This window comes from Flavobacterium algicola (genome assembly GCF_022399565.1).
GTDB lineage: Bacteria > Bacteroidota > Bacteroidia > Flavobacteriales > Flavobacteriaceae > Flavobacterium > Flavobacterium algicola.
This window is the reverse complement of sequence record NZ_JAJTUT010000001.1, coordinates 39,089-62,500: the sequence shown is the minus strand read 5'-3', so window position 1 is coordinate 62,500 and position 23,412 is coordinate 39,089. Positions and strand designations below refer to the sequence as shown.

Below are 23,412 nucleotides of genomic sequence, written 5' to 3'. Positions count from 1 at the left end.
TAATAGTTAAGGGGATTTTCATTTTAATAAAATTACATCATTTGAATTCCTTCATTTTCAAGTAATGATAGTAATGATAAACTCTGATTAAGATCATAATTCTCTATGCCACTTTTATACCAATCTTCTATAATGGTTAATTGATAGTGCGTGAAATTATCAGAATCAATATCCATCCCTAACATTCCTGCTAATTGAAATTCATCTAGCACTTTCTTTGTTACAATTCTACTTGGAATGCCTTCTGCTATCTTCCCGTTCAATCTTTCATAATCAGATCTGCCACATAGGAAGCCAGAATAAAATGCACTACAATTTTGAATATCATAATTTAATTGTCCTAGGGGATCAAATCCAGTAGCATAACCCTCCATGTAACCTTGCCTGTAAATTGGATCGAATATATTTCCCATACCGTGGTAGTATTAAGTTTCTAAGTAACTGATTACAAAATTACTACAAAAAGACATTTTATAAAATAAAGTCGTTTAAAGGAAGAAAAAAACTTCAATCTTCACTTTTGCTAATAATTTGTTTAAAATACTTTAGCGCTATGTACTAAAAATTGTGAATAATGCTTAGTTGCAAAGTGAAATCGGTTTGTTATCTATAGAAAATGTCTCCAAAGGGATCATATTGCAATAAAAATGAAAATTCAAATAGTTTTCATTCTTATTAAACTGGGTTTCAAACTTTCAAAAGAATTATATTTGTGTTCAATAAAATACGATTTAACAACTATGGAATTATCTCGTTTGAAGAAAATATTTTTACAATGCTTTCTAATTTTAATTATGCAGCACTGTTGGGCTCAAAATGTAAAAGTAGCAACTACTTTTACATTTATTAATTCATCTACCAAAACGTACTTAGTTTCTGATTTAACAGTTATTGACTTACCTACTGGATCAATTGTTAGTTGGTACGATGCACAAACAGGTGGCAACTTAATTCCGCTAAGCACTCCTTTAATTAGTGGTCAAAAATATTATCTTGAAACAAATCCTTTCGCATCTATTGGAGTACGGCTTAAAACCATAGCGTACCAAATAACACCAAATCTTACGGCAAATAAAACAATGAATATTTGTGATGGAGAATCTGTTACAATCACAGCAAATAATATTTTATCAAACGAAGAATTTGAAAAGAATAATACAAGTGGGGCAGGACTTGATCTCACCAAAATTACTAGTATTGACAATTCCTCTTATTATGTAAAAAGATTAAAACAAAGTTGGGAAGATGCTAATTCTTTCATCAATAGTATTCCTGGTGCGGCAATGTATATAATCAATAGCGCCAATGAGGAGACAATGGTCTACAACGGATTAATGGCTATTGGTGGACTTACGAATGGGGCAATAGGTGATGATGGCATAGTTTTTTGGTTAGGTTTAAAACAATACGGCTCAGCTAGTGATTACAGTGATACGCGAACACAAACAGGTTGGTATTGGGTTGATGGAAGTCCGCTTACCTATTCCAATTGGAGTTCTGGTGAGCCAAATGATCGAAGAGATGGATCGCCCGATACTGAAATTTATGAGATTGGTGGTATTCATGACGAAGATTACGGTCAGTTTGAATATCAAAATAGAGGGATCAAATGGAACGATTCCCCCAATGATACCCCTGTTAACAATTCATATCCTGTATTTGAATTTATGCAAACAACTTCCTTGCAATGGTACAAGTTAAATGAAATTACTAGTAATTATGATATACTCTCAGGAGAAACGAAATCAGATTTAAATATCATTACGCAGCCGGGTATAGAAAAGTACAGATTAGATTTGCTAAGCAATGGCACAATTCACCCTTTGTTTTATGAAATTGACAAAATTTCTCCAAAAGCCTTTTCGATCAATCCAAATTTAACCACTTCGTGTATTTCTAGTATAAATCCGATAACATTAGACGAAGAGGCATCATTTGATACTGCTACTTTTCAAAATACTCTTATAGGTACGCAAACAAATGTCACTGTAACTTACAAAGATGAGGGTGGAAATGCATTACCTAGTCCGTTGCCAAATCCCTTTATTACCAGCAGCCAAAATATAACTGCCGAAGTAGCCAGTACAGTGGTTCCAAGTTGCAAGGCAACTATAATAATTCCATTTCTGGTGACATCCAATATTAAAATTGCTTCTGTAGCAATCACAGACTTATCGGCAATAAATTCTGTGACAATAACTTTAGAAAATGAACTCGGACAAAATCTATATAGTATTAATGGTAGTACTGGACCATTTCAGGAATCCAATTTTTTTAATTCAATTGAGCCAGGAAAGTATGAAGTGTACGTAAAAGACAATAGTTCTTGTGGTTTTTTCGATTCAAAAACGATATATATAGTAGGGGCACCGCAATTCTTTACTCCAAATGGAGACGGATATAATGATTATTGGAACATCAAAGGTATAGACAGCACTTTTAACGCCAATACAATTATTAATGTCTATGATCGTTACGGAAAATTTTTAAAACAGTTAAATCCCTTGGGCCAAGGTTGGAATGGTACATACAATAGCAAACAATTGCCTGCAAGTGATTACTGGTACACTGTAAAGTTGGAAGATGGGAGAGAAGCAAAGGGTCATTTCTCTCTAAAACGATAATAAAAAAGGTTAATTACTTATCAAATTAAGTAATTAACCTTTTTTATATTTTCTACATGCACTACTGCATTTATTAGATAGGTGATTAAGATCTTCTATTTACGCTTCGTCATCAACGACATGCGATTTAGAATAGCCTCTCCATTTGTCAATACATTCCTGGAAATCATTTGGCAAATCGGTATCAAAGCGCATATGCTCTTTTGTCGTAGGGTGCACAAAACCTAGTGTTTTAGCATGTAATGCTTGTCTAGGTAATACTTTGAAACAATTGTCAATAAATTGCTTGTATTTGGTAAAAGTTGTTCCCTTTAAAATCAAGTGACCTCCGTATCGTTCGTCGTTAAAGATAGGATGCCCGATGTGTTTCATATGAGCACGTATTTGGTGTGTACGTCCTGTCTCCAACACACAAGAAACCAAAGTCACATAACCAAAACGTTCTAATACTTTATAATGTGTGATTGCAGGTTTTCCCACTTCTGGGTCAGCATAAACAGCCATTTGCATACGATCTTTTAAGTGGCGAGCCAAATTTCCTTCTATAGTACCACCTTCTTCGTCAATATTTCCCCAAACAAGGGCAACGTATTCTCTTTCTGTGGTTTTAGCTTCAAATTGTTTAGCCAAGTGCGTCATAGCCGCCTCAGTTTTGGCAATAACTAGTAAACCAGATGTATCCTTATCAATACGATGTACCAAACCTGGACGTTCGCTGCTATTCATGGGTAAATTTTCAAAATGAAAAGCCAATGCATTCACCAAAGTTCCTGTGTAATTCCCATGACCTGGGTGTACTACCAATCCTGGTTCTTTGTTGACAAGTAATAAAACGTCATCTTCATAAACAATGTCCAACGGGATATTTTCGGGAAGAATGTGATTTTCATAAGGAGGATGCGTTAACATCACAGTCACCACATCAAATGGTTTAACTTTGTAATTGGATTTTACCGGAATATCATTTGCAAAAATATTACCTTCCGTCGCAGCAATCTGAATTTTATTTCTAGTTGCGTTTTGGATCAATCCCATTAAATATTTATCGATTCTCAATGGCGTTTGACCTTTGGTCACCTCAAATCGATGGTGTTCAAATAATTCTTCTTCTAAGTCTATCGACTCTATATTATTGTTCATTTGGCATTTCATCTGTTGGACTCTCTATTGTGTCCGTTGGTGTAAATTCTTCATAACTCGCTTTTCCATCTCCCAAAACCAAATCAATTTTAGTACCCTTCAAAACTTTATCTCCTGGGCTTATGTTGCGTCCTTTACTACGCATCTCTAGCACCATATCTTTTCCTAAATTCGGTATATATGTAATTGAACCTTCTTGCAGTCCCAATGCTCTCAAAGTAGGAACAGCTTCTCTGTATGTTTTCTCTATAAGATCTGGAACCTTTACAGATGAAAAGCCAGAAGAGTTTATTTTAAGATATACTTTTCTTCCCACCTTTACTTTTGCACCAGGTAACGGGTCTTGTTGTACTACGCTGTATTTTGGGTAACCGCTTCTAAAGTCTAAACTGTCTAGAATAACATAGGTCAAATCCAATTCATCCAATTTCTCTTCTACTTGCTCCTCTGTCAACTTGCTCAAATTAGGAACCGTAATCTCATTTCCATGATCTGTAGTAAATGTCAACCAATGCATCAACAAATAGGCTAAAACAACAATAATTAAAAGTGCCAAAAAAGCTTGTATAAGAAATACGCGGCTAGTAAGGTATTTAGGTAAACTCATAAATTAATTTTTATAATACCGCAAAGATATAGCTATTTCGTTCCAAAAAAAATGATAATTTTGTTTAACAAAAGATGACTGCTTTATTTAGGAGCTATTTCCCGCTATTCGCTACAATCTTGTGGGGGCATAAAGCCCGCCCCCACAAGGATTTTCGCTACTATCGGGGCTATAAAATACTCGTTGACAATCAAAATCATTTTTTGAATCAAACAACAACAAAAAAAGTCAATAAAAGTAAAAAATAGTAACAAATGAAAAATATTGCCATCATCATGGGCGGTTATTCAAGCGAGTATAAAATCTCTTTGATAAGCGGAAACGTAGTGTACCAAAACTTAGATTACACCAAATACAATCCTTTCTGTGTTCATATTTTTAAAGATAAATGGGTTTATGTCGATGCCGATGACAGAGAATATCCAATTGATAAAAATGATTTTTCGACAACTGTAGATGGTAATAAAATAACTTTCGACTGTGTATTCAATGCCATACATGGTACACCTGGCGAAGACGGGCTCATGCAAGCTTATTTTGAATTGATTAATATGCCACAAACAGCATGTGATTATTATCAAGCGGCTCTAACTTTTAATAAAAGAGATTTACTATCTGTCTTAAAACCATACGGAATCAAAACGGCTATTTCCTATTATCTAAATTTGGGAGATGCGATCAATACTGACGAAATAATTAAAAAAGTTGGTCTGCCTTGTTTTGTAAAACCAAACAAAGCCGGTTCTAGTTTTGGTATCTCCAAAGTGAAAACACTTGAAGAATTGCCAATCGCAATTGAAACAGCATATAAAGAGGATAACGAAATCATTATTGAAAGCTTCCTTGATGGTACAGAAGTATCGGTAGGGGTTATTAAATACAAAGGAGAGGTTACCGTTTTACCTATGACCGAGATTGTATCCGAGAACGACTTCTTTGATTATGAAGCAAAATACCTTGGCAAGTCACAAGAGATAACGCCAGCAAGAATTTCAGACGAAATGACTGCAAAAGTAGGAGCTATAGCCAAACGTGCGTATGAAGTTTTGAAAATGAAGGGCTTCTCTCGTTCTGAATTTATAATTGTAGGCGATGAACCTTTTATGTTAGAGATGAACACTATTCCAGGAATGACAAACGAGAGTTTACTACCCCAACAAGCAACGGTAGCCGGTATTTCATTACAAGATTTATTTGGTAACGCAATTGAAGAGGCTCTAGTATAATTGCAGTTTATTATTTACCGACTAGTGCAGTTCCAATTTATTTTAGAGAAAAAGTAACTGCTCTATCTAGTTAAGTAGTACTGCGTTTTAATTCATCACTAAAATTTATATTCGAGTCGGATTATTGTAACTATAAAACAGCTTTTCATGGAGATATTCGAATGGAAGAGAGTACTATTAAATGATTTACCGCCTGCATTTTTGCTAGAAGTTTTGTTTCGGTCGGTAGTTATGTTTTCAGTCTTGCTTTTGGCATTAAAAATAGCAGGAAAAAGAGGTGTCAAACAACTTTCTGTTTTTGAGACAGTCATCATCATTAGTTTAGGTTCTGCAGCAGGCGATCCTATGTTGTATGATGATGTTGGTTTGCTACCGGCAATTGTCGTAGTGCTAGTTATTATTATCTTTTATAAATGCATTACTTGGCTTACAGGTGTTAGTCCTAGATTTGAGCAATTTATGGAAGGTAAAACACAATGTATTATCGAAGAAGGAGAATTTTCATTAGAGAGTTTTAAAAAGGAAACGCTTGCTCAAGATGAATTTTTCCTAGAATTAAGAATGAAATCCATCGAACATTTAGGACAAATCAAAAATGCTTATATAGAGACAAACGGTGAAATTAGTGCATTTTACTATCCAGATGATGAAGTGAAATATGGCTTACCTGTGTTGCCTCAATTGTACAATAAAAAATCAGAGGTTGTAAGCGAAACAGGAAAGTATGCTTGCTCTTTTTGCGGAAACATTCAAGAGGTAACCACAAACGGTGCTACCTGCGAGAATTGCGAGAAAAAAGAATGGGTACGAGCCATAAAAACGATTAGAAAGTCATAAAATCGCATTTTCCAATTAAACTTTTACCTTTGTAAAATATACATCAATACTTTCAATAATGAGAAAAGCTATATTCCCAGGTTCTTTTGATCCAATTACACTCGGTCACGAAGACATTATCAAGAGAGCTCTGCCGCTTTTTGACGAAATTGTAATCGCTATAGGTATCAATGCCGAAAAGAAATACATGTTCTCACTCGAAGAAAGAAAGAGATTTATCGAAGAAATATTTAAGGACGAACCAAAAATATCGGTAATTACCTATGAAGGTTTGACAATCGAGTTATGCCAAAAAATAAATGCTAATTTCATATTGAGAGGTTTGCGTAATCCTGCCGATTTCGAATTTGAAAAGGCTATCGCGCATACCAACAGGTATTTGTCAAAAATAGAGACAGTTTTTCTGTTAACTGCCGCAAGCACATCTTACATCAGTTCAAGTATTGTGCGTGATGTTATACGTAATAAAGGAGAATATCAAAAGCTAGTACCTTCGGCGGTAGTCGTAACAAACAAATAATATTAGAATATAGAAAAATAGCTGTCTAAAACTTAGAAACTAAAATTCTTAGTACATTAGCAACTTAAAACATAACAATGAGCATCGATAGAGAATTAATTAAACGCAGTGGATCAAAATGTGAACTTTGTACTAGTACAGAAAATTTGAAAGTATATACTGTTTTACCAACTCAAAAAGGAGGACTAGACGAGAGTATATATGCATGTACTACTTGTATTGATCAAATCGAAACTCCCGGAAATGAAGATTTAAATCACTGGAGATGTCTTAATGATAGTATGTGGAGCGAGCATACTCCTGTACAAGTTGTGGCATGGAGAATGTTAAGCCGTTTGCGCTCTGCAGGCTGGCCTCAAGAATTATTAGAGCAGATGTATTTTGACGAAGACACTCTTGCGTGGGCGCAGGCAACTGGTGAAGGAGAAGAAGATGAAAACAAAATTATACATCGTGATAGTAATGGTGTTATCCTAGAACACGGAGATTCTGTAGTGCTTATTAAAGATTTAAAAGTCAAAGGTTCTAGTATGGTTGCCAAACAAGGAACGGCTGTTAGAAATATTCGTTTGGATCATGAAAATGCAGAATATATTGAAGGAAAAGTAGATGGACAAACTATTGTAATTATCACGCAATACGTAAAGAAAACCTAGTCAAAACTTTTTGGCTCTGTATAGGGACATATAAGATTGTAAAAAAAAGCGTTGGTAGAAATTTTCTACCAACGCTTTTTGCTTTTACAGTGCCTTTAATCGTAACAATGTTTCTAAGAAATAATAATCTCCATAAACAATGGGCTCATCAATCTCATCTTTTTTAGGCCAGTTTCCTGTACTATGGTCTAATATAAATGGACCCTTTTTGGTAATCGGAATCACATAATTAGGACTATTGAGTGTGGTGATTACTTTTTTTGCATAGTCCAAATACATTTTGTTTTTGGTATAGGTATATAATTCTACTAATCCTGAACTTACAGTGGTGGCAGCTGATACATCTCTAGGCGCATTTGGAATTGATGGATCTTTGAAGTCCCAATACGGAATTCCGTCAGCTGGCATATTTTTATTTGTAATAAAATAATTAGCCGTCGCTTCGGCTTGTTTTAAATAGGCCACATCTTTTGTATAACGATACGCCATTGTGTATCCGTAAATTGCCCAAGCTTGACCGCGAGCCCATGACGATTCATCACTAAATCCTTGATGTGTAACTTTAGACTTAGCATTACCAGCTTGTGGATCATAGTCTACAACGTGATAACAGCTATTGTCTTCTCTAAAATGATTTTTAAGTGTCGTATTTGCATGTTGAATGGCAATGTCACGGTACTTTGCATCGTTAGTAATAATAGAAGCTTCAAATAATAATTCGAGATTTAGCATATTATCGATAATAACGGGAAAGCTCCATATGTCTTTATTAAAATCCCAAGAGCGAATCGCATGTACCTTTGAGCTATAGCGAGTTATTAGTGTATTGGCACTTTCGACAATTACCTTATCGTAAGCTGCTTTTTTTTCGGGAGCTAGTGACGCGCCTTTACCATAACTTGAATACACTTTAAATCCCATGTCATGTGTATTCCCATTGTGCTTTTCTTTTTCGATAAAACTGGTCCAAAGCATTGCTTTTTCTTTAAAGGCTATGTTTTGTGTCAATTCATATAATTGCCACAAATTACCTGCAAAAAATCCGCTGGTCCAGTCTTTTGATTGAACTTTATGAATTTTACCTGTCTGGAGGGACATACTTCTAGGTATTGACATAGAATCGACAGTTTGCTCTAGTAAATAGGAGTATCTTGATTCGTACAGTTTAACCTCTTCGATATTTTTGACTTTGCACGAACAGAGTACAGCAAAAATGGCGACAAAATAAATCTTTTTCATATTATAAATTTTATTAGACATTAATTCAAATAGGAGAGAAGTTAGACTAATGTAAACCTTAAAGATACCTTATTGTGAATTAATATCTACTTAATCAGAAGGTTAATGATAAGTGTCTAAATAGCAATGAGCCCGATAGGGTTTCGGGCTCATCTCTAATTAGCTATTATAAATCAGTAATTTGAACATATTTAGGAACAAGGGCTTTCATAACGATCCATGCGGTTAAGTAGGCGATGGCGCAAATGACAAACATAATGGTATATCCGGTTTGAATATGACCAAGAGCATCATAATAATCAAATAGAGCTCCACCTAATTTTGATACTAAAACACCACCAATTCCTCCTGCCATTCCACCAATCCCAATGATAGAAGCAATCGCTTTTTTAGGAAACATATCAGATACAGTTGTAAATATGTTGGCAGACCAAGCCTGGTGAGCTGATGCTCCAACACCAATTAGAACTACGGGTATCCAATAAGTTAGATAACCTAATGGTTGTGCAAGAAGTACAACTAGAGGGAATAAGGCAATGACAAACATCGCTTTCATTCGACCTTCATAAGGATTGTATCCTTTATTTATGTAATACATAGGGAAATAACCTCCATAAATACTACCAATCATTGTCATACTATATAGCACGGTTAGAGGTAAAGTAATATCTGTCTTTACCAATCCAAATTGTGCTTCTAGATATTTGGGCAACCAAAAAAGAAAGAACCACCAAATACCATCGGTCATGAATTTACCAAAAATAAATGCCCATGTTTGTTTGTATTTTAATAATTTAATCCAAGATATTTTTTCCTTTGGTAAACTGTTATCTGTTGCTGTTTCAGCTATTTCACCATCTAGAATATAATTTAGTTCAGCTGCAGATAATCGCTTTTGTTTTTCTGGTTTTTCATATAAAAAATGCCAGAAAAACATCCAAACAAATCCGATAGCACCGATGATGATGAAAGCACTTTCCCATCCCCAATTGTCAGCAATCCACGGCACTGTTAACGGAGCTAAAATTGCCCCGACATTTGTACCAGAATTAAAAATACCGGTAGCTAGAGAACGTTCTTTTTTTGGGAAATATTCTGCAGTTGCTTTTATGGCAGCCGGAAAATTTCCAGATTCACCAAATGCTAAGAAGGATCTAGAGAACATAAAACCTACAATAGATACTGGGACAGCGCCTATTCCTACCCAAACAAATATGTTATTTAAGGAGGTTCCGATCGGAATAGCGTAGGCATGCATGATAGCACCTATAGACCAAAGCGCAATGGCAATCGAATAACCTGCTTTTGTACCTATCTTATCAATTAACCTACCAGCAAAAAGCATCGAAATAGCATATACAAATTGAAATATGGCAGTAATATTAGCGTAATCTGTGTTGGACCAACCAAATTTTTCAGACAGACTGGGCGCTAATAAGCTTAATACTTGTCTGTCTAAATAATTGACTGTAGTGGCGAAGAAAATTAATGCACAAATTGTCCAGCGATATTTTCCAATCGTTTCATTTTTGGTATTCATAGTTTTTTTGGGTTAGTTAGTGGTTTAATAGTTTGACAAATGAATAGTCTACTCTTTTTGGAAAGTAAAATAATCAACTGCATTTTTGCTGCATATTCTAGTAACTAAATCACCTATGAGATTCATATCATTGGGTAATTCTCCTTTTTCAACTTCTTCGCCTAAAACATTACAAAGAATACGGCGGAAATATTCGTGACGAGGAAAAGATAAGAAGCTTCTAGAATCAGTTAGCATTCCGACAAATCGGCTTAATAAGCCAAAGTTTGAAAGTACATCGAGTTGTTTTTGCATTCCATCTTTTTGGTCCAAGAACCACCAAGCAGCTCCGTACTGCATTTTACTGGGAGTGGAACCATCGTTGAAATTGGCCACCATCGCAGCAATCATTTCGTTATCACGAGGATTGAGGTTGTATACGATAGTTTTAGTCAATGCATTTTCGATACTAAGACGACCAAAAAAACGACTCATGTTATCTGACATAACTTGATCACCAATAGAATCAAATCCTTGGTCAGGACCGATTAGTTCCATCATTTTAGCATTATTATTTCGAATAGCACCCACATGAAACTGCTGTACCCATGATTTGCTATGGTTTAAGGTTGCAATTTTGTTTAATAGTGCCGATTTGTATTTTTCGATCTCCAAATTAGTTAAAGGAGCCAACTGTATTCCTTTTTTGAAAATAGCATCTACTTCTTCAAGGGTGAAATCTGCGCCATAGTAATTAGAATGTCCATGGTCTGATATGCGACAACCAACTTCATGAAAATAATCATGACGTTCTTCAATAGCCTTAGTTAGTGCAGCATAATCCAAAATCGAATAGCCAACTACGCCTTCTAATTTCTGAATCCATTCTACAAAAGGTCTACCTTTCTCGATTTCAGTGGCTTTGTCTGGTCGAAAAGTGGGTAAGACAGCGATTTCAAAACCTTCTTCTTTTAATTGCTTATGATAGTGTAAATCGTCTGTTGGATCATCCGTCGTGCCCACCATCTTGACATTCATCTTTCTCAATAAAGATCGCACACTAAAAGCAGGACTCGTCAATAATTTATTGCAGGTATGAAAAATCTTTTCGGCAGATTCTGCATTTAGCAATTGGGTAATTCCAAAATAATTTTTAAGCTCCAAATGCGTCCAGTGGTACAATGGATTTCTTAAAGTATAAGGAATTGTTTCTGCATATTTAATGAATTTCTCCAAATCGGTAGCGTCTCCAGTTATGTACTTTTCATCAATGCCGTTGGCACGCATGGCTCTGTATTTGTAATGATCGCCTTCTACCCAAAGTTGAGTGATGTTTTCAAACTGTCTGTCTTCGGCAATATCTTTTGGGGATAGGTGCGAATGGTAATCATAGATGGGTTGCGTTTTAGCGTACTCATGGTATAACTTTTTTGCAACGTCATTATGTAGTAAAAAATCTTCGGTAATGAACGTTTGTGACATAATTGTAGTTTTTTAAAGGCTTCTTTTTATTCCCATTTCAAGACCGCGCAATTCAGCAAGACCACGTAAGCGTCCAATCCCTGAATATCCTGGATTTGTTTTCTTTTTTAAATCATCCAACATTTGATGGCCATGATCAGGACGCATTGGTAAATTAGTACCGTTTTTTTTCTCAACTTCTAAAATAGCTTTCACTACTTCATACATATCCACATTACCTTCTAAATGATTTGCTTCATAAAAATTTCCATCTGCGTCTCTTTGTGTGCTGCGTAGATGAATAAAATTCATTTTGTCTCCATGTCGTCTTATCATTCCAGGCAAATCATTATCTGCTCGCACACCATAAGAGCCTGTGCACATTGTAAAACCATTTGAAGGTGAGTCGTAAGCTCTCATTAATTCGATTAAATCTAACTCGGTGCTAACAACTCTAGGTAAACCTAAAATAGCGTACGGTGGATCATCAGGATGAATTGCCATTAAAACTTTATTTTCTTCAGCAACTGGAATAATTTCTTTGAGGAAAAAAAATAAATTTTCTTTTAATTTCTCGCTGTTGATTCCGTTGTAAGCAGCAAGTGTGATTAAGAAATCTTCGACTGTATACGCTTCTTCAGCACCTGGCAGACCAGCTAATATGTTTTGCTGTAATTTCTTTTTTTCATCTTCTGTTGCTCCTTCAAAATAAGCGGTTGCCGCTTTTATTTGTGCACTAGAATAATTTTCTTCAGCTCCAGGACGTTTCAATATAAACAATTCAAATGCAGCAAATTGAGTTTTGTCAAAGCGTAAGGCTTTTGAACCGTCTGGCATTTCATAAGAAAGGTCGGTACGTGACCAATCTAAGACAGGCATAAAGTTGTAACATACACGGTAGATTCCGCATTGTGCTAGATTTTTAATACTTTGCTTATAATTTTCTATATATTCTAAATAGTTTCCTGTTTGTTTTTTGATGTCTTCGTGTACAGGAATACTTTCTATAACAGATAATGTCAATCCGGCAGCTTCAACTTCGTTTTTACGCTTCATGATTTCCGCAACTTCCCAAACTTGACCATTAGGAATGTGGTGTAATGCAGTAACAATTCCAGTAGCTCCCATTTGTGCTACATCTGATAAAGAAACGGGATCATTTGGTCCGAACCATCTTAATGTTTGTTCCATTTTGTATGTTTTTATTTTTTTTCTTAAAAATTTTAAAAGATGTGGATTAGATGCTTTTTGCTCCAAAACCACCATCTACATGAACAACTACTCCGGTAACAAATTTTGAAGCATCGCTACACAACCAAATTAAAGTTCCGTTGAGGTCATCTGGATTTCCAAAACGTCCCATAGGTGTATGTGCAATGATAGTTTCTCCACGAGTTGTTAAGTCACCTTCGTCTGTTAATAAAAGTTTTCGATTTTGTTCTCCTATAAAAAATCCTGGTGCAATAGCATTTACACGAATTCCTTCTCCATATTTTGTGGCCATTTCTACTGCCATCCATCTAGTGAAATTATCGATTGCCGCCTTTGAAGCCGAATAACCAACAACTCGTGTCAAAGGACGATCTGCTGCGGCCGAAGAAATATTTATAATAACACCATTTTTTTGTATCGCAAATAACTCTGCAAAAACTTTAGAAGGTAAAAACGTACCCATTACATTCAAATTCAGTACTTTTTGTAAATCCTCCTGCTTTGCATTAAAGAAATCTTGTTCGGGCATAATTGTAGCTCCGGGCATGTTTCCGCCAGCGGCATTGATTAAGATGTCTAGCTTACCATATTTTTCTATAATAAAGTTTTTAGCTTTTTCTAAGTCGCTTTCATTTAAAACATCAGTTGCGATAGAAAATGCTTGCCCTCCATTGGCCTCAATAGTAGCAACCATTTCTTCAAGTTTTTCGAGAGTTCTTCCCATTACACCAACTATAGCTCCATTTTGTGCTAAGGCCAATGCCATATTTCCGCCCAAAGTTCCACCGCCTCCGGTAACTAGTGCAATTTTTCCGCTAAGGTCAAATGATGTATTCATATTGATTTATTTTGATTTGTAATGATCGAGATAGGATGTTAAGGTACTTATAAATTAAAACTCTATCGAGCTGAAAATTAAAGTGTAGTTTGATGTGTGTGCGTACACGGTTATTGCAAATATATATAAAAAGATAGATAAAATTAAGATTGTCGTATAAATAATATTGATATTTTATAAATTTTTACACGATTCCTATAAAATAAAATTTGGATAGTTTTTACAACTTTGTATACGGATTAACACACTAAAAATAAAATAATTATGGAAAATTTAAAAGACGAAAACATGGGGACAAATAATAGACTACCGATGTTAACTGGAATGTTTGAAGATCGCGAAAGTACAGAAAGGGCTTATAATGCACTTCATGAGCGCGGATACGCAAAAGACGATATTAATTTGATGATGTCGGATGACACACGCAACAAACATTATTCCGATGTAAATGATACGTCTGAATTAGGTACTAAAGCTGCAGAAACAGCTGGAACAGGTTCAGCGATAGGTGGTACTATTGGTGCAATTGTAGGGGTTATAGCGGCTTTGGGAACAAGTATCATAATTCCAGGATTAGGATTGGTGATAGCAGGACCAATTGCTGCGGGACTTGCAGGAGCAGGAGCAGGAGGTATTACAGGTGGACTTATTGGAGCACTAGTAGGATCAGGAATTCCTGAAGATCGTGCCAAAATATATGAGTCTGGTATCAATGACGGACATGTTGTTTTGGGAGTACACCCAAGAAATGACGATGATGCCGGATACCTAGAAGAAAATTGGAAAAGTAATCGCGGAACTAACATTTATAGATAGTTCAATTGAAAAGTTTAAAAAGGTAAACTCCCTATTGTTTTTTAACGATAGGGAGTTTTTAATTAATAGGATTTTAGAGAAATAAAAAAAATGGTAGTAGTAGAAACGACTTTTGCGATTTTCTTACTTTAAAGTATATTTTTAACTGTTTCTAAACATTTAAATTTTTTATTTCAAAGATTTTTTTTTATTTTTATTTGAGATAATATTTAAAATTAATTTTGATAATCAAGATTCCACTTTTAGTAAAGAGTAGATGTTATGAAGTACAATACGATATTACATATTGACGACGATTTGGACGATTGTGAATTTTTTAAGGAGGCATTACAATCCATTTGTGAAGCCTCTTATTTGGCTATTAATAATCCATGTGAAGCCTTAGAAAAATTGAAAAATAACAAACTAAAGCCAGATCTAATTCTATTAGATATTAATATGCCTCAAATGGATGGTTGCTCACTTTTAAAAGCAATTAGAAATAATCTCGCAACAGTCAATATACCCATAATTATATTTTCTACATCTCCCAACGAATCAAAGAATTTAACCTCCGACTTAGACGTTATGTATTACATAACTAAACCATATAATTTTGATGACTTAAAAAAAGTAATTAGAAAAATTTTGGGTTTATAATTTCATTTACATTTTCTTCATAACAATCATCAATAGTAGTTCCTCAACTTCTTCTGTATGTACTACGGAAATTTAAAATTTTGAATATTAGTTATTTGTTTTAAATATAGGCAGTAATTATATAATTATTAGTTTTTAAAATATAAGTAATCAAACTGTTGAAATCTTTAAATTTGTTTTATCAGTTGATGAATTATTTTTATAATCCTATCAATTAGATGCAATCTAAACATGACTATTAATTTTATAATCACTACTACTATGTTTAAAAAAGGTCAAAAAGTAAAACGAGAATTTAGTAATCAAATCATGGAAGTAGTGGACATTGAACCCGAGTTTATCGAAAATGTCATTACACAATGGGAGGATGAACAAGGAACTATATGTACAGGGAAATTTATGGATTCAGAGTTAAGGCTTGAGGAATAGAAGAGGCTATCAGAAAATCAATATCATTATTAATGTAATTAAGTTAGTATGAAAATAGCAATCGAAATAATTATAGCATCTATTGTAGCTACTTCGACCATGACATTATTTAGTTATATGATATCCGTATTAACAGGTAAATTGTTTAAGGAACCAGTTTTATTGCAATTTATTTTTTTAGTATTTGGTTTGCAATTTACGCCAAAAATCAAGGTGATTGCAAGTTGGTTGCTCCATTATGCTATCGGTTTGTTTTTTGTTTTAGGTTATTATTTACCTGTATGGTTAGAATGGGATTGGTATAATATTACTCTGACTTCAGGATTGATTTTTGGAGTTATAATTGGAACTGTTGGTATGTTGGGTTGGAAAATAATGTTCACACTTTCAAAAGAAAAACCACCAACTGACTTAGAGGGCTATTACTTGCAACTTTTTATAGCACATGTGATTTTCGGAATATCGACCTTCCTTGTCCATGCCATCTTAACTTAAAATATTTACATAATTTTAAAAAGCAATAAGCCAAGTTTATTTGTGGCAATTAATGATATAAAAATAATTAATATGAGAGCAATTTGGACAGGAGCAATTAGTTTTGGACTTATTAATATTCCAATAAAAATTTATTCGGCTATTGATAGTAGTACCTTAGATTTGGATATGCTTGATAAAGAAGATCATGCAAATATAAAGTTTAAACGTGTCAATGAGCATACGGGCAAAGAAGTTGCCTATTCAGATATTGTTAAAGGTTTTAAAATTGATGACAAGTATGTAGTATTGGATGATGAAGATTTTGAAGCAGCCGATGCAATTAAAAGTAAAACAATCGATATTTTGAGCTTTACTCTTGAAGATGATATTGATAGTTTGTATTACGAGCAACCCTATTATCTAGAGCCAGATAAAGGAGCAGCCAAAGCATATGCCTTATTACGTGATGCCATGCAAAAGAGCGGAAAAGTTGGGGTTACAAGTTTTGTAATGCGAAGTAAAGAAGCTCTTGCTATATTGAAACCATACAAAAATGTAATTGTACTCAATAAAATAAGATTTGAACAGGAAATTAGAGATACCAAAGATTTAAAACTTCCGGCTGTTTCTAAGAAAACAACAGCAAAGGAATTGGATATGGCCAATAAATTGATAGAACAATTAACAGAGAAATTTGATATTTCTGCTTATAAAGATGAATACTCTAAGAAGTTAATGCAAATAATAAAAGCCAAAGGTAAGGGCACCAAAACTAAAAAGCCCGAGTTAAAAGTAGTGCACAAACAAAAAGATGATTTGATGGAAATGTTGAAAGCAAGTTTAGAAAATAAAAAATCCTCCTAGGCATTATATTTTTCTATAATACTTTTCATGTCAATACCATCCCCTAAAACGGGTTTCCAAATATCCCCTTTTTTCTCAAAGCGTTTCAAAACGTTTTTTATCGTAAAATTACTAGGTCTTAACGTATTGTTTAATTCACTCCATTCTAATGGAGTGGATACTGTTGCTCTAACATGTGGGCGAACAGAATACGGAGCGGCTATAGTTTGACCTTTTCTATTTTGAAGATAATCAATATAAATTTTATGATTTCGCTTCTTTATACTTCTATTTAAAGTAGTGATATCAGGTAGGCCAGACTGCACTTCGCGAGCCACTATATTTGCAAATATTTTTACAGATTCGTAACTATACTTTCCTGCTAGTGGCACATACACATGCATTCCAGATGCTCCAGATGTTTTACAATAACTTTCGACTTCCAGATTATCTAAGACCTCTCTAACTTTTAATGCTGTTTCTATTACTTCTTGAAAATTGTCATTATCGGGATCAATATCAATAACCATCCAATCCGGCTTATCTAGGTTTTGAATAGTTGAATTCCAAGGATTGAAATCGATACAACCTAGATTCACCATATAAATTAATGTTTCTTTATCATTGCAGATCAAATAATCTATTTCACTTTTGTTAGAATCAGAAACTATTTTTTGTGTAGCTAGCCAAGAAGGTACTTTATCGGTATCAATATCTTTTTGATAAAAATTGGGACTGTCAATTCCGTTTGGAAATCTATTTAGAGATTCAGGACGATCTTTCAAGTAGGGAAGGATAAGTTCAGTAATTTCACTATAATAATGAATAATCTCTCCCTTACTAATCCCTTGCTCTGGAAAATATATTTTATTTAAATTGGTCAATTTCAAAACTTGTCCGCCAATTTTTACTTCTAGATTGGTATTGCCTTTCTGGAATTTATCTTTCTTTGTCGATTCTAACTGATTTTCAATATTATCTGTTTGGTCTTCAGTTGTAATATCTTTTAAATTTTTATCCGTTCGAATTCCTAGAAAAACAGGATGACGAAGTCTTTTATTATTTGTCCATTGAGAAAATTTGACAGAACAAACAAAATGTGGAACCAACCACTGAATTTCTTCACGAATAGAAATTTTTTCTGGTAAGGGAGATTTGTCGGTAAAATAAGGCTGAAACGTATTGAATAAATCTTTTAGGCTTTGTTGAGTGAAACCACTTCCACATTTCCCAATGTATTTTAAATTAGTATTTGAATATTGTGCCAAAAGTAGTGCCCCAAAAGTATCAGTTACATTTTTGGATTTTGTAATACCAACTATAACTGCTTCATCTTGTAAGTGATTTTTAATCTTTAGCCAATCTGCAGTTCGTTTTCCTGTGAGGTAAGTACTAGTAGCTTTTTTGGCCATGATACCTTCTTCTTTTAACTCGGTACTTTTCTCAAAGAAAGCAATACCCTTTTCCTCAATATGTTTCGAATAGAAAGTTTTTGACAATTTATTTTGCTCAAGTAGTAATTGCAACAGCTCTTTTCGTTCTATTAATTTTAAATTTCGAAGATCATTATGATCTAGATTTAGTAGATCAAAGACATAGTATTTGAGCTCGCCTTTTCCTGTTTTGATATAATTTTGCAGCATCTGGAAGTTAGACTGTCCATTCTCATCTTCAATTACAACTTCTCCATCTATAATGACTGAATGGTTGATGTTCTTTAAATCGTCTGTGATCGGTTGAAAATCTTTCGAAAGCAATTGTTGATTTCTACTAAAAAGATTAATCTCATTCTTATCTATTACCGCAATCGTGCGATAGCCATCATATTTTTTTTCGAAAATCCATTCTTTATTGTCAAATGCTGTTGTAGCTGTGGTGGCCAATATGGGGCTTTGAAACGCAATTTCCATTGGTTCATTTTCAGAAGTTAAATCTATGCTAGTTAGAGATTTTTCATTTTTAGCAAGTTGGTCAAGCGTTAAACCTGATAATACTGAAGTATCATTTTTTAGAATTTCTTCTGTAGAAGCAAAAGAATCTTCTTTCTTAATTAATAACCACGCATTTTCTTGTTTTCCTTTTAACTTAATTAATGAAAATTCCCCATTAAGTTTCTCTCCATGCAATGTAAAGCTAAGGTGCCCTTTTTTAAAACCATTTAAAATGAGTTTCTCGTTTTCTTCACTATTTTCATTTTCGATTGGAGAATAAGTACCCTTGTCCCATACAATCACGTGACCCGCACCATAATTGCCTTTTGGAATAGCTCCTTCAAAATTTTTGTAATCATAAGGGTGATCTTCTACTAAAATAGCCAAATGCTTTATGTCTGGATTTAAAGATGGACCTTTTGGAATTGCCCAACTTTTTAGAACACCATCCATTTCCAGTCGAAAATCGTAATGTAAGTGAGAAGCTGCATGCTTTTGAACTACAAAAACAAGCTCCTTTTTTGAACTTTTAATTTTTCCTTTAGGCTCTTTAGTTTGATCAAAATCGCGCTTTTCGTTGTATTTTTTTAAACTCATCTAAGGATTAATTAAATGATTGATCAATAATTTTGAAGTCGTACTGCTTGCTCTTTTTAGAGTAATTCAAATTTAAGAATTAGTGTTTAGAAAAAAGCTAATAGGTTTGATTTTTAGCCTATAATTGGCATTTCGCTTGAAATTAAATTTTATAAATGTTGTATTTTGTAAGGTGCTTTTTGAGCAAATGCATTAATAACTTGTACCGAGTATTGGTTGGAGGTGTAGCGCGTAAGATATTCTTTTACTTCTGATATTGATGTTATAGCAACATCAGATGGTAAATAACCCATGCCGTAAAAGTGCCCTTTTTCTACCCAAATACAACTTTTTTCCTCTGCTGTTCGTCCTTTATCTATAACTGCAAAACTAGGTTGATTGGTAAGATAATGTTCCAATGCTGCTTGCACTTTATCATTGTGTTCTACGAAGTCAGGAAAAGCGTCTGCTACAACATCAAATAAAAACTCACCTTGATTTGTATTGCCATAAATACAAAATCGCTGATCAATTTCAAATTTTTGAGATAATTCTTGAAGCATAATTATTCCTTCGTACAAAGAATTGAATGATTCTACACTATTTTGATTTTTAGCCACTTTTGCAATTGCCATATAGCGGTATCCATTCCTAGCTTCATACTCAAAAAGTCCAAATTTAGGTTCAAAACGTTTTAGTGCTTTGTTATAAGTGGGCCATAATTTTTTAATTTCAGACTCCTCTAATAATAAAGCCATCAATTCTGTCGCACAAATTTCAAATGATATACTGTGTATGTCTCTCAAAAAATGTTGCCTTTGAGGCGTGATCTTATGACCTGTAAAATGAGAAGCCACTCTTTTTTTTAGGTTAACGGCTTTACCAATATAAATTACCTTTTTTAGTTCATTGTAAAAATAATAGACACCAGGTTTCTCTGGTAATTGATTAAAATCATCTGGCGGAAGGTTGGGCGGTAATCTTTGATCGGGAGCTGTCTTTTTAATCATTTTGGGTATCTCTCCCTCCGTATCCCATTCGAGTAATCGAGAAAACAGTATGGCGGTTGCATCGGCATCTCCACCGGCTCGATGGCGATTGTCTAAAGTGATTCCTAGTGATTCACAAAGTCTTCCTAAACTATACGAAGCAATTCCGGGTCTAATTTTTCTTGCTGCACGTACGGTACATAATTTTTTGGCCGTCCATTTTAATCCTTCTACTTCTAATTGATGACGAACAAAGGAATAATCAAAATTAACATTGTGTGCTACAAAGACACGATCGGTTAATAATTCTAGTATTTTATCAGAGAGAAGCTCAAACGTAGGAGCGTTTTCAACCATTTCATTAGTAATACCCGTCAGTGCAAATATGGCTGCTGGAATATTTTTTTGCGGATTTACCAATGATTCCCAGCGATCAATTACTTTATCTCCGTCATGTATTATAATGGCGATTTCGGTAATGCGACTGTGTGTAGCATTACCACCTGTGGTTTCGATATCTACTATAGCGTATTCTTGCTTTTTCATTATGATTTTGAAAAATGTATTTTTAAATTTTTAGGTTGATAAACCGATACTGTTTTTTACTTCTGATATGTCTTTTTTTAATTCAAAAAACATATTCTTTATAGAAGTACTTTCTAATTCTTCGGTTTTTTTATCACTTCTAGCAATACTGCATTGGTATTCCCAAATTTCTAGAATATCAGATGCTTTGACTTCATAAGGTGGATAGAAATAATTATCAGAAGCTACTGCCAAAGCATTTTTCTTGTTTTTATTCAATCGTTTGTAGACCATTCCTTCGCTTCGAGTAATCAAAATATAAGTTTTACCATCTAGCACTTCCCCCAATCGTTCTACATAACGGCCTACAATAATATCACCATCTTGATGAGGTGGCATAGAATCGCCTTCTACAGGAAAACCACGGTATTTTCCGTTTCCTAAAAAAGGCAATGATATTTGCTGTAATTGTTCAATATATTCAGGATCAGAATAACCACTTAAGTAACCTGCTTTTACTTTTTGAGTAACAATTTCGATTCGATTTTCACCCATTTGGTCTACTTGGATCGGTAAGATAAGTCGGTTGTTTTCGAGCTTTAATAAATCCTCGACCTCAATTTTTCGTACATCTACAGACAAGAGCAAGTCAATGCTAATTTGATAATACTGAGCGATTTTCTTCAAAATCTCATAAGGAGCTTCCGAGGTTCCATCTTCATATTTTACATAGCGTCCCCTTGTGATCATGAGGCTATTGGCTACTTTTTCCTGAGAAATATTGTGTTTCGTTCGCAGGGCTCTGATGTTGTCTGAAAATAAGGACATAACGACTTTGTTATAATTTGTAACAACAAATATACTAAAAAATGTTATTATCTGTACTAATTTTGTAAAAGAAAAAATGGTTTACCGCGAAGTCGCAAAGGCGCTAGGATTTAGTATTACTTAGGTTCAAATGACAAAGTTTTTTAAATCGAAAATGCTTAGAGCTTTTGTTAAAAAGGCTTAAAATTTACTCTGTGATTTTGTGGTAAGAAAAAATAAAATGAAATGAAACGCTCAATTGTACATATGGATTTGGACACTTTTTTTGTGTCTTGTGAACGATTGAATAACTCTCAACTCGAAGGGATTCCGTTGATTATTGGTGGAGGAGATCGTGGGGTAGTAGCTTCTTGCTCATATGAGGCAAGGCGTTTTGGAGTGCGCTCGGCCATGCCTACAGCTATGGCACTCAAACTATGCCCACAAGCAAAAGTGATCAAAGGAGATATGGAGCGTTATTCGCAATTGTCGCATGCCGTCACCGAAGTGATTCAGGAAAAATCACCTATTACAGAAAAGGCTAGTATTGATGAGTTTTATTTGGATATCACCGGTATGGATCGTTTTTATGGTTGTTACCAATGGACCAACGAACTGGCAAAACGAGTAGTAAAAGAAACGGGTTTACCTATAAGTTTTGCATTATCGGTTAATAAAACGGTTTCTAAAATTGGCACAGGAGAGGGTAAACCCAAAGGACATTTGGATATTCCCGAAGATCAGGTACGTGCTTTTTTAAATCCATTGTCGATTCAAAAAATACCGATGGTAGGGAGTGTAACCCTTCAAACATTGTCTCGCATTGGCATTCGAACCATACAAACCCTTTCTGAAATGCCTGCAGAAGTTTTGCAACGCATGATTGGTAAAAATGGGGTAGAAATTTGGAGAAAAGCCAACGGAATCGATAATAATCCTGTAGAGCCATATACAGAACGCAAGTCGATTGCTACCGAGCATACTTTTGTACAAGACACAATTGATATTGCGCACCTCAAATCAATCTTATGCGGAATGGTAGAGAAACTAGCTTTTCAATTGCGGTCGGAAGAGTGGCTGACTTCTACCGTGGTAGTAAAAATAAGGTATGCCAATTTTGATACCGAGACCAAGCAATGCAAAATTGCGTATACATCTGCAGATCATTTGCTCACACAAAAAGTGTTGGGTTTGTTTGATGCACTTTATCAGCGTAGAATGCGGTTGCGTCTAGTAGGAATTCGTTTTAGTGGCTTGGTACGAGGAACTTATCAAATTGATCTTTTTGAGGATACGCAAGAAATGCTATCACTTTATGCAGCCATGGACAAAATGAAAAGCCGCTACGGTTTTGATGCCGTAATGCGGTGCGCTGGTGCCGCTTTGAAACCCAATACGAAGGACGTAATTCTAAAACGTAATTTTTAATTTGTTATGTAAAGAGATTAAAATTTAGACACAGATTTCACAGATTTTTTAAAATTGCTTTTTTAGTTTGATG

The 23,412-nt window shown here is 34.5% G+C and carries 21 protein-coding genes; 10 read left to right on the top strand and 11 right to left on the bottom strand.

The features are described from left to right. Positions 1–32: 32 nt before the first annotated feature. A complete protein-coding gene (locus tag LXH21_RS00240) occupies positions 33–413 on the bottom strand; it encodes a hypothetical protein (RefSeq protein WP_239861799.1) in 381 nt (126 codons plus the stop codon). A 381-nt stretch (positions 414–794) separates the two neighbouring features. Between LXH21_RS00240 and LXH21_RS00235 the strand changes: the two genes are divergently transcribed. Next, positions 795–2,624, top strand: a complete 1,830-nt coding sequence (locus tag LXH21_RS00235) for a T9SS type B sorting domain-containing protein (RefSeq protein WP_239861798.1) — start codon at positions 795–797, stop codon at positions 2,622–2,624. 99 nt (positions 2,625–2,723) lie between these two features. On the opposite strand, the gene LXH21_RS00230 is transcribed toward LXH21_RS00235, so the two are convergent. Together LXH21_RS00230 and LXH21_RS00225 are read right to left on the bottom strand one after the other, a co-directional pair. Then, on the bottom strand, positions 2,724–3,764 hold the full coding sequence (locus LXH21_RS00230; RefSeq protein ID WP_239861797.1) for an RluA family pseudouridine synthase: 1,041 nt from the start codon (positions 3,762–3,764) through the stop codon (positions 2,724–2,726). Next, positions 3,754–4,371 carry a PASTA domain-containing protein gene (locus LXH21_RS00225; protein ID WP_239861796.1) on the bottom strand — a complete coding sequence of 206 codons (618 nt, stop codon included), beginning with the start codon at positions 4,369–4,371 and terminating at the stop codon, positions 3,754–3,756. Before LXH21_RS00225 ends, LXH21_RS00230 begins: the two co-directional genes overlap by 11 nt. A gap of 254 nt (positions 4,372–4,625) precedes the next feature. Between LXH21_RS00225 and LXH21_RS00220 the strand changes: the two genes are divergently transcribed. From LXH21_RS00220 to LXH21_RS00205, 4 genes are all read left to right on the top strand, one after another. Beyond that, positions 4,626–5,597, top strand: a complete 972-nt coding sequence (locus tag LXH21_RS00220; protein ID WP_239861795.1) for a D-alanine--D-alanine ligase — start codon at positions 4,626–4,628, stop codon at positions 5,595–5,597. A gap of 147 nt (positions 5,598–5,744) precedes the next feature. Continuing rightward, positions 5,745–6,434, top strand: a complete 690-nt coding sequence (locus LXH21_RS00215; RefSeq protein WP_239861794.1) for a DUF421 domain-containing protein — start codon at positions 5,745–5,747, stop codon at positions 6,432–6,434. A gap of 58 nt (positions 6,435–6,492) precedes the next feature. Next, positions 6,493–6,954, top strand: a complete 462-nt coding sequence (coaD, locus tag LXH21_RS00210; protein ID WP_239861793.1) for a pantetheine-phosphate adenylyltransferase — start codon at positions 6,493–6,495, stop codon at positions 6,952–6,954. Between the two features lie 77 nt (positions 6,955–7,031). Next, positions 7,032–7,610: a PhnA domain-containing protein gene (locus tag LXH21_RS00205; RefSeq protein ID WP_239861792.1), complete on the top strand. Its 579-nt coding sequence runs from the start codon at positions 7,032–7,034 to the stop codon at positions 7,608–7,610. Positions 7,611–7,694: 84 nt separating this feature from the next. Here the strand turns inward: LXH21_RS00205 and LXH21_RS00200 are convergent, their stop codons facing one another. From LXH21_RS00200 to LXH21_RS00180, 5 genes are all read right to left on the bottom strand, one after another. Beyond that, positions 7,695–8,849 carry a glycoside hydrolase family 88 protein gene (locus LXH21_RS00200; RefSeq protein WP_239861791.1) on the bottom strand — a complete coding sequence of 385 codons (1,155 nt, stop codon included), beginning with the start codon at positions 8,847–8,849 and terminating at the stop codon, positions 7,695–7,697. A gap of 166 nt (positions 8,850–9,015) precedes the next feature. Then, positions 9,016–10,389 carry an MFS transporter gene (locus tag LXH21_RS00195; RefSeq protein ID WP_239861790.1) on the bottom strand — a complete coding sequence of 458 codons (1,374 nt, stop codon included), beginning with the start codon at positions 10,387–10,389 and terminating at the stop codon, positions 9,016–9,018. Positions 10,390–10,437: 48 nt separating this feature from the next. Continuing rightward, positions 10,438–11,850: a glucuronate isomerase gene (gene uxaC / locus LXH21_RS00190; RefSeq protein WP_239861789.1), complete on the bottom strand. Its 1,413-nt coding sequence runs from the start codon at positions 11,848–11,850 to the stop codon at positions 10,438–10,440. Positions 11,851–11,862: 12 nt separating this feature from the next. Further along, entirely contained in the window at positions 11,863–13,020 is a 1,158-nt protein-coding gene (gene uxuA, locus LXH21_RS00185; protein ID WP_239861788.1) for a mannonate dehydratase, read from the bottom strand. 46 nt (positions 13,021–13,066) lie between these two features. Further along, positions 13,067–13,879, bottom strand: coding sequence for an SDR family oxidoreductase (locus LXH21_RS00180; protein WP_239861787.1), 813 nt, complete (start codon positions 13,877–13,879; stop codon positions 13,067–13,069). A 264-nt stretch (positions 13,880–14,143) separates the two neighbouring features. On the opposite strand from LXH21_RS00180, the gene LXH21_RS00175 reads away from it, so the two are divergent. The 4 genes from LXH21_RS00175 (at position 14,144) to ku (ending at position 17,104) form a co-directional block, all read left to right on the top strand. Then, positions 14,144–14,695, top strand: a complete 552-nt coding sequence (locus tag LXH21_RS00175; RefSeq protein ID WP_239861786.1) for a hypothetical protein — start codon at positions 14,144–14,146, stop codon at positions 14,693–14,695. 261 nt (positions 14,696–14,956) lie between these two features. Further along, on the top strand, positions 14,957–15,334 hold the full coding sequence (locus tag LXH21_RS00170; protein WP_239861785.1) for a response regulator: 378 nt from the start codon (positions 14,957–14,959) through the stop codon (positions 15,332–15,334). A 477-nt stretch (positions 15,335–15,811) separates the two neighbouring features. Then, positions 15,812–16,258: a hypothetical protein gene (locus tag LXH21_RS00165; protein ID WP_239861784.1), complete on the top strand. Its 447-nt coding sequence runs from the start codon at positions 15,812–15,814 to the stop codon at positions 16,256–16,258. 72 nt (positions 16,259–16,330) lie between these two features. Beyond that, positions 16,331–17,104, top strand: coding sequence for a non-homologous end joining protein Ku (gene ku / locus LXH21_RS00160; RefSeq protein WP_239861783.1), 774 nt, complete (start codon positions 16,331–16,333; stop codon positions 17,102–17,104). Here ku and ligD read toward each other — a convergent pair. From ligD to LXH21_RS00145, 3 genes are all read right to left on the bottom strand, one after another. Continuing rightward, positions 17,101–19,611, bottom strand: a complete 2,511-nt coding sequence (ligD, locus tag LXH21_RS00155; protein ID WP_239861782.1) for a DNA ligase D — start codon at positions 19,609–19,611, stop codon at positions 17,101–17,103. The two genes, ku and ligD, sit on opposite strands and share 4 nt — an antisense overlap. A 149-nt stretch (positions 19,612–19,760) precedes the next feature. Further along, positions 19,761–21,125 (bottom strand): exonuclease domain-containing protein, encoded by a 1,365-nt coding sequence (locus tag LXH21_RS00150; RefSeq protein ID WP_239861781.1) that lies wholly within the window; start codon positions 21,123–21,125, stop codon positions 19,761–19,763. A 30-nt stretch (positions 21,126–21,155) separates the two neighbouring features. Beyond that, complete coding sequence (locus LXH21_RS00145) at positions 21,156–21,932, bottom strand: XRE family transcriptional regulator (protein WP_239861780.1); 777 nt, start codon at positions 21,930–21,932, stop codon at positions 21,156–21,158. A 225-nt stretch (positions 21,933–22,157) separates the two neighbouring features. On the opposite strand from LXH21_RS00145, the gene dinB reads away from it, so the two are divergent. Continuing rightward, positions 22,158–23,339: a DNA polymerase IV gene (dinB, locus tag LXH21_RS00140; protein ID WP_239861779.1), complete on the top strand. Its 1,182-nt coding sequence runs from the start codon at positions 22,158–22,160 to the stop codon at positions 23,337–23,339. Positions 23,340–23,412 lie beyond the last annotated feature (73 nt).

Bases quoted from the DNA above. Each gene is read 5' to 3' on its own strand.
- LXH21_RS00195 (WP_239861790.1), bottom strand. From the start codon at position 10,389: ATGAATACCAAAAATGAAACGATTGGAAAATATCGCTGGACAATTTGT.
- LXH21_RS00175 (WP_239861786.1), top strand. From the start codon at position 14,144: ATGGAAAATTTAAAAGACGAAAACATGGGGACAAATAATAGACTACCG.
- LXH21_RS00145 (WP_239861780.1), bottom strand. From the start codon at position 21,932: ATGTCCTTATTTTCAGACAACATCAGAGCCCTGCGAACGAAACACAAT.
- LXH21_RS00150 (WP_239861781.1), bottom strand. From the start codon at position 21,125: ATGAAAAAGCAAGAATACGCTATAGTAGATATCGAAACCACAGGTGGT.
- LXH21_RS00235 (WP_239861798.1), top strand. From the start codon at position 795: ATGCAGCACTGTTGGGCTCAAAATGTAAAAGTAGCAACTACTTTTACA.
- LXH21_RS00180 (WP_239861787.1), bottom strand. From the start codon at position 13,879: ATGAATACATCATTTGACCTTAGCGGAAAAATTGCACTAGTTACCGGA.
- coaD (WP_239861793.1), top strand. From the start codon at position 6,493: ATGAGAAAAGCTATATTCCCAGGTTCTTTTGATCCAATTACACTCGGT.
- ku (WP_239861783.1), top strand. From the start codon at position 16,331: ATGAGAGCAATTTGGACAGGAGCAATTAGTTTTGGACTTATTAATATT.
- LXH21_RS00215 (WP_239861794.1), top strand. From the start codon at position 5,745: ATGGAGATATTCGAATGGAAGAGAGTACTATTAAATGATTTACCGCCT.
- LXH21_RS00205 (WP_239861792.1), top strand. From the start codon at position 7,032: ATGAGCATCGATAGAGAATTAATTAAACGCAGTGGATCAAAATGTGAA.
- LXH21_RS00240 (WP_239861799.1), bottom strand. From the start codon at position 413: ATGGGAAATATATTCGATCCAATTTACAGGCAAGGTTACATGGAGGGT.
- LXH21_RS00230 (WP_239861797.1), bottom strand. From the start codon at position 3,764: ATGAACAATAATATAGAGTCGATAGACTTAGAAGAAGAATTATTTGAA.
- uxaC (WP_239861789.1), bottom strand. From the start codon at position 11,850: ATGTCACAAACGTTCATTACCGAAGATTTTTTACTACATAATGACGTT.
- LXH21_RS00220 (WP_239861795.1), top strand. From the start codon at position 4,626: ATGAAAAATATTGCCATCATCATGGGCGGTTATTCAAGCGAGTATAAA.
- ligD (WP_239861782.1), bottom strand. From the start codon at position 19,611: ATGAGTTTAAAAAAATACAACGAAAAGCGCGATTTTGATCAAACTAAA.
- dinB (WP_239861779.1), top strand. From the start codon at position 22,158: ATGAAACGCTCAATTGTACATATGGATTTGGACACTTTTTTTGTGTCT.
- LXH21_RS00200 (WP_239861791.1), bottom strand. From the start codon at position 8,849: ATGAAAAAGATTTATTTTGTCGCCATTTTTGCTGTACTCTGTTCGTGC.
- uxuA (WP_239861788.1), bottom strand. From the start codon at position 13,020: ATGGAACAAACATTAAGATGGTTCGGACCAAATGATCCCGTTTCTTTA.
- LXH21_RS00225 (WP_239861796.1), bottom strand. From the start codon at position 4,371: ATGAGTTTACCTAAATACCTTACTAGCCGCGTATTTCTTATACAAGCT.
- LXH21_RS00165 (WP_239861784.1), top strand. From the start codon at position 15,812: ATGAAAATAGCAATCGAAATAATTATAGCATCTATTGTAGCTACTTCG.
- LXH21_RS00170 (WP_239861785.1), top strand. From the start codon at position 14,957: ATGAAGTACAATACGATATTACATATTGACGACGATTTGGACGATTGT.